We start from the raw sequence: 15,202 nt of genomic DNA on the forward strand, positions 1-15,202 counted from the left end.
CGCAATCAAGAGAACTTCGGTGGTGGTGAACTTACATGACAACGAACAAAGTCAAAAGCGTCTGTCCTTACTGCGGCGTAGGCTGCGGAATCGTACTCGAAGTGTCTGGCAACCGCGTTGTCAAAATCACCGGAGACAAGGAGCATCCGGCCAATTTCGGCAGACTGTGCACCAAAGGCAGCACTGCTGCCGTGGCCCTCACGGAATCGGGGCGGATGGAGAACGCATATATACGTCCTGCGAGAACAGCACAACCCGTCAAGGCTGGCATGGAGGAAGCGATCCGCGATACAGCGAGGCGGCTCCGTTCCATCCTTGATGAACATGGCCCGGATGCGCTGGCCTTCTATGTCTCGGGTCAAATGTCGCTGGAGGCGCAGTACCTGATCAATAAGCTGGCCAAAGGCTTCGTGCGGACGCAGAATATGGAGTCCAATTCACGCCTGTGTATGGCGGGCGCGGGCAACGGCTACAAGCTGTCCCTTGGAGCGGACGGACCTCCGGGTTCTTATCAGGATATGGACAGAACGAATCTGTTCTTCGTAACCGGAGCCAATATGGCCGACTGCCATCCGATTCTGTTCCTCCGCATGATGGACCGGGTAAAAGCCGGGGCAAAGCTGATTGTTGTCGATCCCCGCCGGACTGCTACTGCGGAAAAAGCCGATCTCTTCATGCAGATCAGGCCCGGTACGGATCTTGCCCTGCTTAACGGGCTGCTGCATTTGCTGCTGAAGAACGGGCATACGGACCCTGCTTTTATCGCCAAGTATACCTCCGGGTTCGAGAGTATGCCGGAGTTCCTGGAGGATTATCCGCCGGACACCGTTGCTGAGATTACCGGAATTCCCGAGGCGGATATCCGCCTCGCCGCTGAGTGGATCGGCGCTGCGCCGGAGTGGATGTCCTGCTGGACGATGGGTCTCAACCAGAGCATACACGGGACTTGGCATACGAATGCCATCTGCAACCTGCACCTTGCTACAGGAGCAATTTGCCGTCCAGGGAGCGGCCCCTTTTCGCTCACCGGCCAGCCTAACGCGATGGGGGGCCGGGAGATGGGATACATGGGTCCGGGCCTGCCCGGACAGCGCTCTCTCCTGGCCGAAGCCGACCGGAGATTCACCGAGGAGCTGTGGAGCATCCCCCAAGGCACTCTTCGCACCGAGGCCGGCAACGGTACCATCTCCATGTTCGAGAACATGATCTCCGGCAGCATCAAAGCCTGCTGGATTATTTGCACCAATCCGGTAGCGACAGTCCCTAATCGCAGGAAGGTGATAGCCGCCCTCGAAGCGGCCGAACTGGTCATTACGCAGGACAGCTTCCTGGATACGGAAACGAACAGATACGCCGATATCATGCTCCCCGGAGCATTATGGGCCGAAGGCGACGGGGTAATGGTCAACTCCGAACGCAACCTGACCTTGATGCAGCAAGCGGTCGATCCGCCCGGAGAGGCCCTGCCCGACTGGCAGATCATTGCCAGGGTCGCCTCTGAAATGGGCTATGCCTCCGCTTTTTCCTACAGCTCCTCTGCAGAGGTCTATCAGGAAATCCAGCAAGCCTGGAATCCGAAGACCGGCTATGACCTGCGCGGAGCAACCTATGAGCGGCTGCGTGAGACGCCCATGCAGTGGCCCGCTGCGCCCGATAGCGGGAATGACCGGAACCCTATCCGTTATTTGAATGTTAACGCGGACCGAGCTGTGAAAGGACATGAGGAAGGCTCCGGTGAACCACGTATCATGTTTCCGACCGAAAGCGGAAAGGGAGTATTCTGGGCACGTCCATATATGCCTCCGGCAGAAATGCCGGATAACGATTATCCCTTTGTGCTTAATTCCGGACGGCTGCAGCATCAATGGCACACCTTGACCAAGACCGGGAAGATCGACAAGCTGAACAAGCTGAATCCCGGTCCCTTTGTGGAAATTCACCCGGAGGATGCTGCGAATCTTGGCATTGAGGACCGCCAGCCGGTCGAAATCCGCTCGAAGCGGGGGCACGCCATTCTCCCTGCGGTCCTCTCTGACCGGGTGCTCCCCGGGAACTGCTTCGCCCCTTTTCACTGGAACGACGTATTCGGGACGCAGCTTGCGGTCAATGACATCACCAATGATGCTGTCGATCCCCTGTCCTTGCAGCCCGAATTGAAATTTTGTTCCGTGTCGCTGGTTAAGGCCGCAGAGCTGCCTTCAAGGGAGCAGAATCCGCCTGAACAGGACCGGATTCAGACTCCAGCCGGTGCAGAGACCGCCCAACCGAAGGAGGAGGCAACGATTATGGCGCAGCTTGATACGCTCTCTGGTCTGCTCGGCCTTCCGGCTCCCCAAGCCATAAGTCTGGATAGCCACGAACAAGCTTATCTATCGGGCTTCCTGACAAGCCTGCGCACTGCGGATTCCCGGACAGCTCCAGGTATTCCGGTTCTGCCGCCCACTGCGCCGTTTGAACCTTCCAGGCGTTATTTTGTCGATGGCCTGCTTGCCGGAATGTTCTCCCGCATCCCGCTTCCCGCTATGGGGAACCCGCTCATGCAGGAAACGCTCCCGGCCCCGGAGGCGGCTGCAAAGAACAAGCTTGCCGTCACTCTTCTGTGGGCGTCGCAGACCGGCAATGCCGAGGGTGCGGCCATCCGGTGCGCGGAGCAATTGCAGCAATCCGGGCTTGATGTAAAACTTGTCAATATGAATCAATATTCCGCAGCGGACTTAGCCAAGGACCGGCTTGCCCTGTTCATCGCCAGCACCTTCGGGGCCGGAGATCCTCCGGACAACGGCGAGAGCTTCTACCAGGCGCTGCAAGGGGAACACGCCCCCCTTCTGAGCAATTTACGTTACGCCGTGCTCGCGTTCGGAGATTCGAGTTATGATCTCTTTTGCGGCTTTGGACGAAATCTGGATACCCGCCTGACTGCGCTTGGCGCGCAGCGGCTTCTGGATTGTGCTTGCTGCGATTCGGATTTCGAGGAGCAGGCGGATGCATGGACATTGGCAGTCTCGGAGCTGTTAAGCGGATTGGCAGACCAGCCGGAGCCGCCCTTGCAGGTGGCGTCAGGCAGTGCCGGAACAGCTTCGGTCACCCTTGCCGATGCCACTCCCCAGAGCAAGGAGCAGCGTGGCTATCACCGGAATCACCCGCTGCATTCGCGTATTCTGTCCAAACGGCTCCTGAATACAGCAGGCTCAGCCAAAGAAACCCGCCACTATGCTTTCGATCTCAGCGATACCGGATTGCAATTCGAAGCAGGGGACGCACTCGGCGTATGGCCGACCAATTGCCCTGATCTGACAGATGATTTGCTGCGCGCGCTGAAGCTGGACCCTTCCACTCCGGTAACGGTAAAAGGCCACGGAGAGCTGCCCATCGCCGAAGCGCTGCTCCGCCACTTCGAGATCACCCGTGTTACACCGGAAATGCTCCGGCGCATCCGGGAGCGGTCACAGGATGAAAGGCTAAGCGCGCTCCTGGATGCTGAAGACCCGGCCCTTCTGAAGCAATGGCTATGGGGACGCCAGCTCATAGATGTACTGCTCGAATTCCCGGTTTCCTTCAGCGCGGCAGAGCTTACGCAAATGCTCAAGCCTCTGCAGCCTCGCCTATATTCTATTTCATCCAGTCCGAAGGCGAATCCGCACGAGGTTCATATTACAGTGTCCACTGTGCGTTACGAGAACAACGGCAGCCCCCGCAAGGGAGTATGCTCAACATTCCTTGCCGACCTAACCACAGCGGATACAGAGGTTCCGATTTTCATTCACAAGAACGCTCATTTCCGTCCTCCGGCCAACCCGGATGTACCAATGATCATGGTGGGTCCGGGTACAGGCATCGCTCCGTTCCGCAGCTTCCTGCAAGATCGTATGGCCGCCGGAGCCAAAGGCCGGAACTGGCTGATCTTCGGGGAGCAGCATGAAGAGAGTGATTTCTACTTCCGGGAGGAGCTTGAAGCGTTCCGGGAGGAGGGCTACCTGCACCGGCTCGATACCGCCTTTTCCCGCGATCAGGCTGACAAAATCTATGTGCAGCACCGGATCACCCAGCATGGCGCCGAGCTATGGTCCTGGCTCCAGGAGGGCGCTCACTTCTATGTATGCGGAGATGCCGATCAAATGGCTAAAGCGGTGGATGCCGCGCTGAAGACGGTGATCCGGCAGCATGGGGGACTGAATGATGAAGAGGCGCAGGAGTACGTGAAGGAGATGTCGCTTAGCAAGCGATACGCGAGGGATATTTATTAAGAGGATGCATAAAATCGTCCGCTGACGATCAACCTACTGGTTAGCGTGCTCAATGAGCGCGTCAACTACCAGGAGGCGATTAACGAATGGCAAAGCCGGATAATCGGGCAGATAACGTTGAACATTTACAGCAAAGTATTCAGCATACCATGCAAAACCTGCATGAGGCCGAAGACTATTTGGACGAATTTTCTTCTGAAATCAGCAGTGAAGAACGTCAGCAAATCGAAGAAAAGAACGAACGCCGCAAACACAGCATCAGAGGCTTTCGCGAGGAAATTAAGGACGAAGCCGCGCATTCACAAGAGTAGACAGCTATTAGCGATGCCGCCTCAGTATAACAGGGCGGCATCGCTATTTTTTACTGCGGCGCTATGCTCTTTGTCTTGGAGCGGCTAAACCGTTTATCCAGATAATAAGTAACAATAATGAACACGGACGTAATTGCAAAGTAAGTGATGATAATGTCAAGAGGATTGCCGCTTGAACGATTCTCTTTACCAGCAGGACGGTTGCCGGTACCACCCGGCTTGCCGCCTGCGAATTCAGGTCTGTTGCCCTCCAGCCTCTTCCCGCCTGCTTCCCCCTTGTGCTCTCCAACATTCATTCCCTGTGCGGAATTGATGCTAACAATATTTGCGGCAGAGGCTGCCCTGGATATAAATCCAGTCGAATACATTTCATAGCTTCCAAAAGCGAGCAGCAGGACAACAGCCAATCGGGCCGCATACCGCCCCCATTTCACCGCTTTTGGCAAATGCAGCAGCCGTTTCGATACACTAACAACCCACTTCCAATGAAGCCCCACATGGATTCCAATCAGAATAAGCGCAACAAAAGGAAGCGAAAGATGAATGATTTTGAACAAAGCTCCGTTACCGATATTCAAGCCTGGAAAAACAACCCTGGATATCAGAATGCCGCTTCCGATAATCGCAATCATGGTGATGAGCAGCAGCAGATTTAAGCAATACCCGAACCGCACCTTGGCCGCCAGCTTCCGGTTAAAGATTTGGCGGCTGACGTTTTTGACCCAGCGCCAGTTCAGCAGAATATGGGTGATGAAGGCGATTCCGATGATCAGACCGGCAATTTCATGAAAGGTGAGTCCCGCAATCACGCGGCTGTTGAACAGCAGGGCAAAGGTCACGCCCATTAAGAGATCCAAGACATATTTGATATAATTGATCTTTTTCATGCCTATAAACTCCTCATTGATTTATTGTGTAAGGTGAACTATGGATTATCATAGAGGAGAATTGTTACCGTTTTATCACAGCTGTTTATACGTTTGCTTTTCCATAATCGCTAGGTTATGTTGTTGAAAAGAGAGGTGAGTTCATGGTTCAGATTTTGATTGCGGACGATGATGAGCGGATGAGAAAACTGCTGCGGGATTTTCTGGTACGCCAGGAATATACGGTAGCTGAAGCTGGGAACGGCCATGAGGCGCTGGAGCAATTCCATAAGCTTGATCCGCTCCATCTGGTCATCCTGGATATTATGATGCCGGGCCTGGATGGCTGGGAGGTCTGCCGAAAAATTAGAGAAGGCTCAAGCGTCCCCATTCTGTTACTCACGGCAAAAGGGGAAGAGTATGATGAGCTGTTCGGATTCCAAATTGGCGCGAGTGATTACATAACCAAACCCTTCAGCCCTTCTATCCTCGTGGCCCGGGTAGGCGCTTTATTGAGCCGGGTCCTTCCTAAGACCAAACCAGGAACGGATTGGGTGAAGCAGGGATTACGGATACAATTCGGGGCCTGCCGCGTGTTCGTGGACGAGCATATCGTGGAGCTTAGTCCCCGGGAATATGATCTGCTCGTCTTTTTTGTCCAGAATGAAGGGATTGTGCTTATGCGTGAGGTGCTGCTGGAGAAGGTCTGGGGATACGACTATTTCGGTGATCCGCGTACAGTGGACACCCATATCAATAGATTGCGCCTCAAACTTTCGCCTTATGATGCTTTTATTCAGACCATTCGCGGCAAAGGCTACCGCTTCGAGGGGCAATATGCGGAATAAACCGATTCGGAGCCAATTTCTACTGGTGTTTTCATCCCTTCTGGGACTGCTGATCCTCTGTCTCTTTGTCGTCAATCTGTTCTTGTTAAAACCGTTCTATGTATGGACCAAAACGGAGCAGCTAAAAACGCTGAACGACAAGTTCAACGCTCAGAGCCTGCAAAGGCAAGACCCGTCCTTTCAGAAGCTTATCGAGGAAATGTTCTACCGCAACCAAGCCACGCTGGATATCTATGACGCAACAGGAATGAATGTGTTCAGTACCCGAAATTCGAAGGAGCAGCATGAACAGAGAATGCGGGAGTCCTTCACGGCGGAGGATATGGAGCGGCTGACAAGCGGGGATTTCATCGTCCGCCAAAAGCAGGAAAATGGACGCAATCTCTTATTTCTGACGGTATACCGGATGTTGCCGGACGGCCGTATCATTTCACTTAGTTCCGCTATGGCGGCCATAGATGAGAGTGTGAGGGTATTCAACCAGTTTTTACTCCCACTCCTGCTGCTGTTTCTGATCATCGCTTGGGTCTCGGCGACGAAATTCGCCAATTATTTCTCCAGACCGATTGTAAACCTGCAGCAAATGGCGCATCGCATGACCGAATTTGACTTCAGTCAGAGCTGGAAGGATCAAAGGCGGGACGAGCTTGGTAATTTGGGGGAGAACATGAATCAGCTGACGGCCATTATCGGCCAGTTCACCAAAGAGCTGCAGAGCAAGAACAAGCAGCTCGAAATCGAACTGGAACGTAAAAGCCGCATGGAGCAGAACCGTAAACGGTTTGTCTCCGATGTATCCCATGAATTGAAAACACCCATCGCCCTTATCCAAGGCTATGCTGAAGGGCTGCGTCTCAACGTGAATGAAGACGAAGCAAGCCGCAACGAATATTGTGATGTAATTACCGATGAAGCCCGGAAAATGAATGAGCTGGTCAAAGAACTGCTGTTGTTATCCAGGCTGGAGTCGGAGCAAGCGGCGTTATGCGCGCAGCCTTTCAATATTGACGATGCCATCCGCACAGCGGTGACCCGGCTGCAAAATCTGTATGCCGCCCAGGAAATTTCATTCCAGCTGGAACTGCAGCCAGGCGCCACGTGGGTGATCGGAGATGATTCCAAAATCAATCAAGTACTGATTAACTATCTGACGAATGCGGCCTATTTTGGCAGCAAGCCGGGTCTTATCCGAATATCATCAACGAGATTGGACAGCATAGTGAGAATATCCGTCTATAATTCGGGGCCGAATATCCCCGAAGCGGAGCTTGCGCAAATCTGGGACAGCTTCTACAAAGTCGATAAGGCCCGGACCCGCGGAGACAGCGGCACAGGTCTGGGTCTATCCATCGTCAATCGTATTATCGAGCTACATGGAACAAGCTGCGGAGCGCAGAACACAGAAGATGGAGTTGTTTTCTGGTTCGAGCTTGAGGCCTGTAGTACATTAATTAATACAGATGGCGCATAAAGTATCCGGCAGTTATGTTCAGCTTACTTGTGAAAGTCCGGTCCTGTGGGGCCGGGCTTTTTAGCTGGCTAAAGACCGTTTCACCCTGTTCATCGCCAGCACCCTCGGGGCAGGCGATCCTCCGGACAATGGCGAGAGCTTCTACCGGGCTCCTGATCTTGATAAATTAAAATTCTTTTTATTTGACATATTGAAATATTTAAAGTTATGATATCACTTAATGAGAATGATAATCATTTACTGGGGGATATTAGAGATGATAAAACGGAAATTATTTGCTCCATTGCTTACAGGGCTCATGACCGTCGGCCTGCTGACAGGCTGCGGTGCGGACAAGGCGAACAACGCTGCCAGCCCGGGCGAGAGCCAGCCGGCTGCAACTGCACAGACTGCAGAGCAGGCAGTTAATATTTATTCTGCCCGCAGCTACGACGTAGACACCCTTCTGTATGAGAAATTCACTGCGGAAACCGGAATTAAGGTAAATGTAATTGACGGCAAAGCAGAGGAATTGATTGAACGCCTTAAGCGTGAAGGAGAAAGCTCGCAGGCAGATTTGTTCCTTACCGTTGACGGAGGCGTGCTGAACAATGCCAAGCAGGCTGGATTGCTGCAGCCGGTAACTTCCGAAATTATCGACCAGAACGTGCCAAAAGAATATCGTGATCCTGACAACGAATGGATTGGTCTGTCCACACGCGCCCGCGTCATTGTATATTCCAAGGATCGTGTAAAACCAGAGCAGTTGTCCACCTATGAGGACCTGACTAGCCCGGCCTGGAAAGGCAAAGTATTGGTCAGACCGTCTTCAAGCCTCTACAACCAGTCTCTGCTGTCTTCCTTCATTGAACTGAACGGTGAGGCGAAAGCGGAGGAATGGTCCAAAGGTCTGGTTGCCAACCTGGCCCGTACTCCAGAAGGAAACGACCGTGACCAGGCGAAGGCTATCGCTGCCGGTGTTGGCGATGTCGCCCTCATGAACACTTACTATGTAGGTCTGCTGCTGAATTCGGATGATCCGGAGGAAGTGAAGGTCGGAAAGAGCGTCGGCGTCTTTTTCCCGAATCAGGAAACAACGGGCACTCATGTGAACATCAGCGGCGTTGGCTTAACCAAGAACAGCAAGAATAAGGAAAATGCCTTAAAGCTGATCGAATTCCTGACGGGTAAGGAAGCTCAGACTATGGTTACCAATGACAACTACGAGTTCCCGGTAAATGCCGCAGCAGAGCTGCCTGAACTGCTCAAATCCTGGGAAACCTTCAAAGCGCAGAAAATCGACTTCAACACACTGGGCGTTCACAATGCCAAAGCGATTGAAATCATGAACAAAACAGGCTGGAAGTAACAGATGAACTTTGGTGCGATCAAGGTACAGATCAAAAGACACCTTAGCGTTTGGCGAATCGTGAGCTTGGCGGGGGCAGCAGTTATTTTGCTGCCCATTTTTTTCGTATTTCTCTCGATTTTTGAAGCGCCGAACGAAAACTGGGTACAAATCAGGCAGTACCTGGTCAAGGATTATTTCGCCCAAACCATTCAGCTCACATTGACCGTTGCCGTACTGGCGGGACTGCTCGGTGTGACGCTGGCCTGGCTGGTATCGGTGTTTGATTTTCCGGGCAAACGGTTTTTCAGGTGGGCGCTTGTGCTGCCGCTGGCGGTCCCTCCATATATTGCAGCCTTTACGTACAGCACCATGTTCAGCTACACCGGGGTTGTCCAGACTACTCTGCGGAATCAACTAGGGATTATGCCCAATCAGGAACTGATTACCTTCTCGTCCATGCGGGGCGCGGTCATTATATTTACCTTATTTCTGTTCCCTTATGTCTATCTGATCACCAAGTCGTTCCTGGAAAGACAGAGCGCTGCCTACATTGAGAACGCCCGGCTGCTTGGACGAAACGGCTGGTCCATCTTTATCCGGGTCGCGATCCCGCTGTCCCGTCCCGCACTTGTGAGCGGCGTCAGCCTGGTCATATTCGAGGTGCTGAGCGATTACGGGGTTACGAGCTATTTTGGAATTCAGACGGTATCTACGGCGATTTTTCAGACCTGGTTCGGAATGTATGATGCCGATTCGGCTATGCGCCTTGCCGCCTGGCTGATGGTGATTGTAATGGGCCTATTCTTCGTGGAAATGCTGCTACGCAAACGGAGGGCTTACAGCTCAACGACGAGCAAATCCAGACCGCTGACACCAAGACGCCTTACAGGACTGCGAGGAATGACCGCCGCCGCTTTCTGTACGCTAGTCTGGTGTGTTTCGTTCCTGTTTCCTCTTGTGCAGCTGATCGTATGGGCCATCTGGACCTTCGATTCCATGTGGAATGCGGATTTTGTTCATCTTGTCTACCAGACCTTATCCGTAGCGGCGGTCTCCACCCTGATTATCATGGTGTTCGCGCTCATTGTCGCGGCAACGAACCGTTCCCGTTCCACCGCTTCATTGCTCCTCGCCAAAGCCGTTACGGCCGGATACTCCATCCCCGGGGCGATTATCGCCATCGGTGTGCTGGTTGTGTTCCTTCAGCTTGATAAAGGCTGGGCTGCGGTTCACCACCGGCTTGCTCTAAATGGACCGCCGCTGGTGCTCAGCTTGACCCTGGCCATGCTGGTGATGGGGTACGTGATCCGGTTTATGGCTACCGGTTACAATGCTGTGGAGGTAGGCTTTGAAAAAACAGGACGGAAGTTCACGGAGGCATCGAGGATGCTGGGTCATGGAAGGCTGCGTACTTTTTTCAGCGTGGATTTACCTTTGATTAAGGGGGCTGTAATGAGCGGCTGCATTCTAACCTTTGTAGAAATTTGCAAGGAGCTGCCGCTTGCGCTAATCTTGAGACCCTTCAATTTCGAGACTCTGGCTACCAAGGCCTACCGGTATGCAAACGACGAACAGATTGTCAAAGCGGCCATTCCGTCACTGCTGATTATCTGCGTCAGCTTCATCTCAGTTTATGTTATGCATCACTTAGACAGGAAGTGGGAAAAATGAGCATCGTAGAAATCCGCAATCTTTCGTTTTCTTATGGACGTGGGAACGCTCCGGTGATCGACCGGTTCTCCTGCGCCATTGAAAAAGGGGATATTGTCGGTATTGTCGGGGCAAGCGGCAACGGAAAAAGCACGCTGCTGCGATTGATCGCGGGCCTGGAAATTCCAGCAGGAGGAGAAATCCGGATTAACGGAGTCCCTGTAGTCAATGCAAGCACTTTCGTTCAGCCAGAGCGCCGCGGAGTGGGGATGGTGTTCCAGGATTACGCGCTGTTCCCGCATATGAGCGTCCGCAAAAATATCGAGTTTGCCCTCCACAAGCTGCCGCGCAAAGAGCGCGCCAAGCATCTGGAGGAAATGCTGGAGCTGGTACAGCTCAGTGAATTCAAAGAACGCTATCCGCATGAGCTCAGCGGCGGACAGCAGCAGAGGGTAGCCCTTGCCCGGGCGCTGGCGCAAAAGCCGGCAATTCTGCTGATGGACGAACCCTTCAGCAACCTCGATGCCGGGCTGAAGGACTCGATCCGTTCCGAGCTGCAGACGATCCTGAAGAAAGCGGACATGACCTGCCTGTTCGTCACCCATGACCAGCAGGATGTCGAAGCCATCAGCGACCGGTCTATTCATTTACGATTAGAGGCGGAAATTAGGAAGGGTTGATCTGCTATCGCTCGGATGCCGCAAACAAGGATTGAGACAGTAAAGCCATCGTTTGTTTGTAAACAGTATGAGCCGCATTGACATCACCAAGGAAACCACCCATGTAGAGGTGGATTACACCGTGCAGCGAAGCCCATATGGTGCTGACAATCATCTGCGTCTCTTCCTGGTCCGAGATCTTTCCTTGCTGCTGGGCGTCACTGATTAGAATCTGCAAACGGCGTATTGCAGTCATCGTGCCCTGCATACTCTGCTCATCCGGCTTGAACTCGGCAAAAGCTCCTCCGAACATCAGCTTGTAATAGCTGGCATAGTCCTGCCCGAACTGCCAGAAGGCTTCGCCCAAATCCAGCAAATGCAGCTGGAGGTCAGAGGACGGCGGTACTTCTTCCAGACGCTGGGCCAGCAATTTGCAGCCCTCCAGATATAGCTGCTGGGCCAGGCCTTCTTTATTGACGAACAAACTGTAAATAATCTTGGTGGAGCAGCCCATCTTTTGCGATACTTTACGGACGGTAACGGCCTCCGGCCCTTCCTCCTGCAAAATAACGGCGGCCGCGTCAACCACAAGCTTACGGAGATTTTCCGTATTCTGCAGACGTGCTTCCTGATATGTCTTTAACTCCCGCCCCGCAGATTGCGTGGGCTTATCTTCGTTATGGATAAGAATCACCTTCATTCGGTTATCATGTTATTGACAGGAAACAAAGTTACTGGTTTCTATCAGGCATTCTAACCATTTGCAGAGGGGTTGTCAATTGATTCGTCACGCTGAAAAAATGATTTGACACCGATGTGCCCTTTGGGTTACTATGATTCACATCGGAAACAGTGTTACCGATTAATTATATGCCTACATGGATTTGGCATTATTTTTTTCGACATTCGGTAACGACGTTTCCATAACAAAACACTGTATTCAAAGGAGCGAAAATCATGAATATTAAAGGAAAATGGTCGCTGATCACCGGGGCATCCTCAGGCATTGGCGAACAGTTTGCAAGACAACTGGCAAAGGAGGGCAGCCATTTAGTGCTTGTAGCCAGATCCAAACGCAGACTTGATGCACTTGCAGCCGAATTGACCCGCAGCTATGGAGTTCAGGCTCAGGTTATTCCCCTGGATCTATCCGTCGAAGGTGCTGCCAGAGAATTGTATGAGAAGTGCCAGCAGCTCAACCTCAAGATTGAACTACTGGTCAACAATGCGGGTTTTGCCACTCATGGTCTGTTCGAGCAAGTCTCCGGCGAACGCCAGCATGAAGAAGTGATGCTCAATGTCGCCGCTGTAGTGGACATGACTCATTTGTTCTTACCGGGGATGCTCCAAAGAGGTGCGGGTGCTGTGATCAATGTTTCGTCTACCGCAGGCTTTCAGCCACTGCCTTATATGGCTGTCTATGGGGCGACTAAAGCTTTTGTCCTGTCCTTTACGGATGCCCTTTGGTGGGAGAACCGTGACCGTGGCGTGCAATTTTTTGCCCTGTGCCCGGGCTCGACGGATACGAATTTCTTCAATGTCGTTGGCACGGAGGCGGCTTCAGTCGGCGCGAAGGACACGCCGGAGCGTGTAGTGGCAGTCACACTGCGCGCTATGAAAAAAGGCAAGCAGTACGTTGTTCCAGGATTCCAGAACTATCTGGGCGCCCAGATTTCCCGCTTCATGACCCGCAGACAAAGCCTGCGGCTGGTTGGGGGCATGCTTCGCCCCAGCAAGCAATAAGGGTGGCCGCAGACGGATTGCTGATACCGGAAGCTTCGCAGCGGCTATGCAATCCGTCAACGTCATTCCCGCAGCAGGTGCTTTTTATTAATTATGACTTCCGTACTGGCCTAATATACTTAAAAAACCGTTCCGGATTAAAATAAAAGTAAATTATTCTACCGGGGGAAGTATCAAAGCAGTAACCAGTGCCTGCAAAATCAAAAGTTGCCATTGCCTTTTCAATCTTTTCCTCTACACTACGATTTTCCTGCTCATAATCGAATGGCCCATGTTCAAAAACAATATACTCGGCTTCGGGAACATCAATCATAAGCATTTGTGGTGGTACTTCGCCTGTATAATCAAAAGGAAGACGTGCACCATGACACTCTGTACGTGGAATCCCCCAATCGCAGAGTCTGCCGTCCGGGTCGTTAATGTACGCCATAATCTGACCGCTGCCGCCGTTAGGTTCGCTCCCGCCATCATCATCCAATTTGCCCTTGATACTATCGAGCAAGCCGCAAATTGTTTCGTAGTCCTGTCCCGGAATAAGACTTTGCTTTTGCCAAAAATCCCAATACCCATTACTCTCATAGTTTTTAATGTGCAAAAATTTGTGTGCGGGAATGGTTACAAAATAAATTTTAACATCATCTGTAGATTTGATCATACCAATCTCTCCAAATCCGAAAAAGTAGCGGTCGAAAGGGTGTATTTTTGTACGAAGAACGACAGGCTTAGGTTTTTTTCGGTATTCACTTGGAGTTACACCATATGTTCCCTTGAAAGCTCTGGTAAAAGCTTCATGTGATGAAAAACCATAATCAAAAGCAATATCCAAAATGCTTTTTTCACTATCCCGAACCTCTTTTAGTGCAAAAGCTAATTTTCTATGCCGCAGATAATCCCTAAATTGCATACCCGATATTTCTTTGAATTTTCTCGTTGTATAAAATTCGGAATAACCCAGCCTGCGAGAAAGAAAGTGTAGTGTCAAGGCTTCATCATTATAATTTTTAATACATTTGTCAATTTCATCAGCGATTATTTGAATTTGCTTCTGCCACTCGTACATTCGTCCGTTCACCTCGTTTCAACCACCCTATAGTCACTATAGAGTAATGGAAGTCGCACTACTTGATTTTACTTGCGGAAAAGAGAGGATATGGTTTAGTTCCCGGTAGCTTCAGTATAAGACATTACGTTACATCAGGTTCAAGTGGAAAAAAGCAGCCCATCGCTGTTGGATGAACTGCTTCTAGCTTAACCTTTGACCTCCGGCCCGCTCCCCAGCCTAACCCGCATCTGCGCGTAAGCTTCAGGAGTGCCGACATCTTCAATAGTGCCCTCCGTATAGTAGGCCCGGACCTCCTGGCGGGAGTGCAGCCATGCAGGAAAATAACTCGGCGCATCCGGGTTGCCCCCCTCAGCAAGATAACGCGCGAACAGCGGCAGCGTAGACCGTTTATAGATATAGAGTGCAAATACGCCAATGTTCGTCCGGGGCGCCTGAGGTTTTTCTTCCAAGGACAGGACCCGCATCTCTGCATCCAGCTCAGCCACGCCAACACTGCGAAGCTCCCCGATATCGTCCACCGTTCGGACCAGAATACAGTCTTTGTCAACCTTATGAAAATAATTCAAATACCCCTCAAGGCCAAATCCGAGCACATTATCGCCCGCCAGTACCAGCAGATCATCCTGCAATTGTTCCCGCTCAATGACAAACTGAATATCGCCAATCGCACCTAACCGCCCCTCAGGAGAAGAAGTGCCGTCATTCAGAATACGGATCGACTTCGTTCCCCTGTACTGGTGATGCCACTGCTCAAAAGCATGAAAAAAACGCTCATTCGTCACAATGAGAATCTCCGTAATTTCCTCCAGCACCTCAAGGCGGTCGATCAGCAAATCCAGAATTGTACGGCTTCCTTGAACCGGCAGCAGCGGCTTCGGCGTATCTCTCGTTAACGGATAGAGACGGGTCGCATACCCCGCAGCCAAGATTAATGCAATCATCCCTGTTCGCTCCTCTGCCTGCAAAATATATCCCCTACTATATACCACCGGAGACGGCCAGCCAAGCTTTCCGCTG

General features: G+C 51.9%; 12 protein-coding genes. 8 read left to right on the forward strand and 4 right to left on the reverse strand.

Features of this window, described 5'->3' with window-relative positions; genetic code table 11:
- Positions 1-35 precede the first annotated feature (35 nt).
- Positions 36-4,244 (forward strand): bifunctional nitrate reductase/sulfite reductase flavoprotein subunit alpha, encoded by a 4,209-nt coding sequence (locus AC0LWN_RS12945; protein ID WP_474665856.1) that lies wholly within the window; start codon positions 36-38, stop codon positions 4,242-4,244.
- 86 nt (positions 4,245-4,330) lie between these two features.
- The gene (gene tlp, locus AC0LWN_RS12950; RefSeq protein WP_458965065.1) at positions 4,331-4,555 is read left to right on the forward strand and encodes a small acid-soluble spore protein Tlp; all 225 of its coding nucleotides are present in this window, start codon (positions 4,331-4,333) and stop codon (positions 4,553-4,555) included.
- 50 nt (positions 4,556-4,605) lie between these two features.
- Here tlp and AC0LWN_RS12955 read toward each other — a convergent pair whose 3' ends face one another.
- Entirely contained in the window at positions 4,606-5,442 is an 837-nt protein-coding gene (locus AC0LWN_RS12955) for a DUF4405 domain-containing protein (RefSeq protein ID WP_474665858.1), read from the reverse strand.
- Positions 5,443-5,585: 143 nt separating this feature from the next.
- Between AC0LWN_RS12955 and AC0LWN_RS12960 the strand changes: the two genes are divergently transcribed.
- The 5 genes from AC0LWN_RS12960 to AC0LWN_RS12980 all read left to right on the forward strand — a co-directional run bounded on the left by AC0LWN_RS12960 (position 5,586) and on the right by AC0LWN_RS12980 (position 11,400).
- A complete protein-coding gene (locus tag AC0LWN_RS12960; protein ID WP_474665860.1) occupies positions 5,586-6,269 on the forward strand; it encodes a response regulator transcription factor in 684 nt (227 codons plus the stop codon).
- Positions 6,259-7,740, forward strand: coding sequence for a sensor histidine kinase (locus tag AC0LWN_RS12965; protein WP_474665862.1), 1,482 nt, complete (start codon positions 6,259-6,261; stop codon positions 7,738-7,740). The genes AC0LWN_RS12960 and AC0LWN_RS12965 overlap by 11 nt, the downstream gene beginning before the upstream one ends.
- Before the next feature lie 256 nt (positions 7,741-7,996).
- Positions 7,997-9,088, forward strand: a complete 1,092-nt coding sequence (locus AC0LWN_RS12970; RefSeq protein ID WP_474665864.1) for a Fe(3+) ABC transporter substrate-binding protein — start codon at positions 7,997-7,999, stop codon at positions 9,086-9,088.
- A 3-nt stretch (positions 9,089-9,091) separates the two neighbouring features.
- Positions 9,092-10,741, forward strand: coding sequence for an ABC transporter permease (locus AC0LWN_RS12975; protein WP_474665866.1), 1,650 nt, complete (start codon positions 9,092-9,094; stop codon positions 10,739-10,741).
- Positions 10,738-11,400, forward strand: coding sequence for an ABC transporter ATP-binding protein (locus AC0LWN_RS12980; protein WP_474665868.1), 663 nt, complete (start codon positions 10,738-10,740; stop codon positions 11,398-11,400). The genes AC0LWN_RS12975 and AC0LWN_RS12980 overlap by 4 nt, the downstream gene beginning before the upstream one ends.
- A gap of 4 nt (positions 11,401-11,404) precedes the next feature.
- On the opposite strand, the gene AC0LWN_RS12985 is transcribed toward AC0LWN_RS12980, so the two are convergent.
- Positions 11,405-12,079 (reverse strand): TetR/AcrR family transcriptional regulator, encoded by a 675-nt coding sequence (locus AC0LWN_RS12985; protein ID WP_474665870.1) that lies wholly within the window; start codon positions 12,077-12,079, stop codon positions 11,405-11,407.
- Positions 12,080-12,336: 257 nt separating this feature from the next.
- Between AC0LWN_RS12985 and AC0LWN_RS12990 the strand changes: the two genes are divergently transcribed.
- Positions 12,337-13,122 (forward strand): SDR family NAD(P)-dependent oxidoreductase, encoded by a 786-nt coding sequence (locus tag AC0LWN_RS12990; protein WP_474665872.1) that lies wholly within the window; start codon positions 12,337-12,339, stop codon positions 13,120-13,122.
- A 91-nt stretch (positions 13,123-13,213) separates the two neighbouring features.
- On the opposite strand, the gene AC0LWN_RS12995 is transcribed toward AC0LWN_RS12990, so the two are convergent.
- Positions 13,214-14,182: a helix-turn-helix transcriptional regulator gene (locus AC0LWN_RS12995; RefSeq protein WP_474665874.1), complete on the reverse strand. Its 969-nt coding sequence runs from the start codon at positions 14,180-14,182 to the stop codon at positions 13,214-13,216.
- Between the two features lie 188 nt (positions 14,183-14,370).
- Positions 14,371-15,126, reverse strand: coding sequence for a sugar phosphate nucleotidyltransferase (locus AC0LWN_RS13000; RefSeq protein WP_474665876.1), 756 nt, complete (start codon positions 15,124-15,126; stop codon positions 14,371-14,373).
- Positions 15,127-15,202: the final 76 nt, after the last annotated feature.

Source organism: Paenibacillus sp. sgz302115 (assembly GCF_056120445.1).

What these genes read in the sequence shown, in the direction of transcription:
- AC0LWN_RS12945 (WP_474665856.1), top strand. Translation starts at nt 36, where the DNA reads ATGACAACGAACAAAGTCAAAAGCGTCTGTCCTTACTGCGGCGTAGGC.
- tlp (WP_458965065.1), top strand. Translation starts at nt 4,331, where the DNA reads ATGGCAAAGCCGGATAATCGGGCAGATAACGTTGAACATTTACAGCAA.
- AC0LWN_RS12955 (WP_474665858.1), bottom strand. Translation starts at nt 5,442, where the DNA reads ATGAAAAAGATCAATTATATCAAATATGTCTTGGATCTCTTAATGGGC.
- AC0LWN_RS12960 (WP_474665860.1), top strand. Translation starts at nt 5,586, where the DNA reads ATGGTTCAGATTTTGATTGCGGACGATGATGAGCGGATGAGAAAACTG.
- AC0LWN_RS12965 (WP_474665862.1), top strand. Translation starts at nt 6,259, where the DNA reads ATGCGGAATAAACCGATTCGGAGCCAATTTCTACTGGTGTTTTCATCC.
- AC0LWN_RS12970 (WP_474665864.1), top strand. Translation starts at nt 7,997, where the DNA reads ATGATAAAACGGAAATTATTTGCTCCATTGCTTACAGGGCTCATGACC.
- AC0LWN_RS12975 (WP_474665866.1), top strand. Translation starts at nt 9,092, where the DNA reads ATGAACTTTGGTGCGATCAAGGTACAGATCAAAAGACACCTTAGCGTT.
- AC0LWN_RS12980 (WP_474665868.1), top strand. Translation starts at nt 10,738, where the DNA reads ATGAGCATCGTAGAAATCCGCAATCTTTCGTTTTCTTATGGACGTGGG.
- AC0LWN_RS12985 (WP_474665870.1), bottom strand. Translation starts at nt 12,079, where the DNA reads ATGAAGGTGATTCTTATCCATAACGAAGATAAGCCCACGCAATCTGCG.
- AC0LWN_RS12990 (WP_474665872.1), top strand. Translation starts at nt 12,337, where the DNA reads ATGAATATTAAAGGAAAATGGTCGCTGATCACCGGGGCATCCTCAGGC.
- AC0LWN_RS12995 (WP_474665874.1), bottom strand. Translation starts at nt 14,182, where the DNA reads ATGTACGAGTGGCAGAAGCAAATTCAAATAATCGCTGATGAAATTGAC.
- AC0LWN_RS13000 (WP_474665876.1), bottom strand. Translation starts at nt 15,126, where the DNA reads ATGATTGCATTAATCTTGGCTGCGGGGTATGCGACCCGTCTCTATCCG.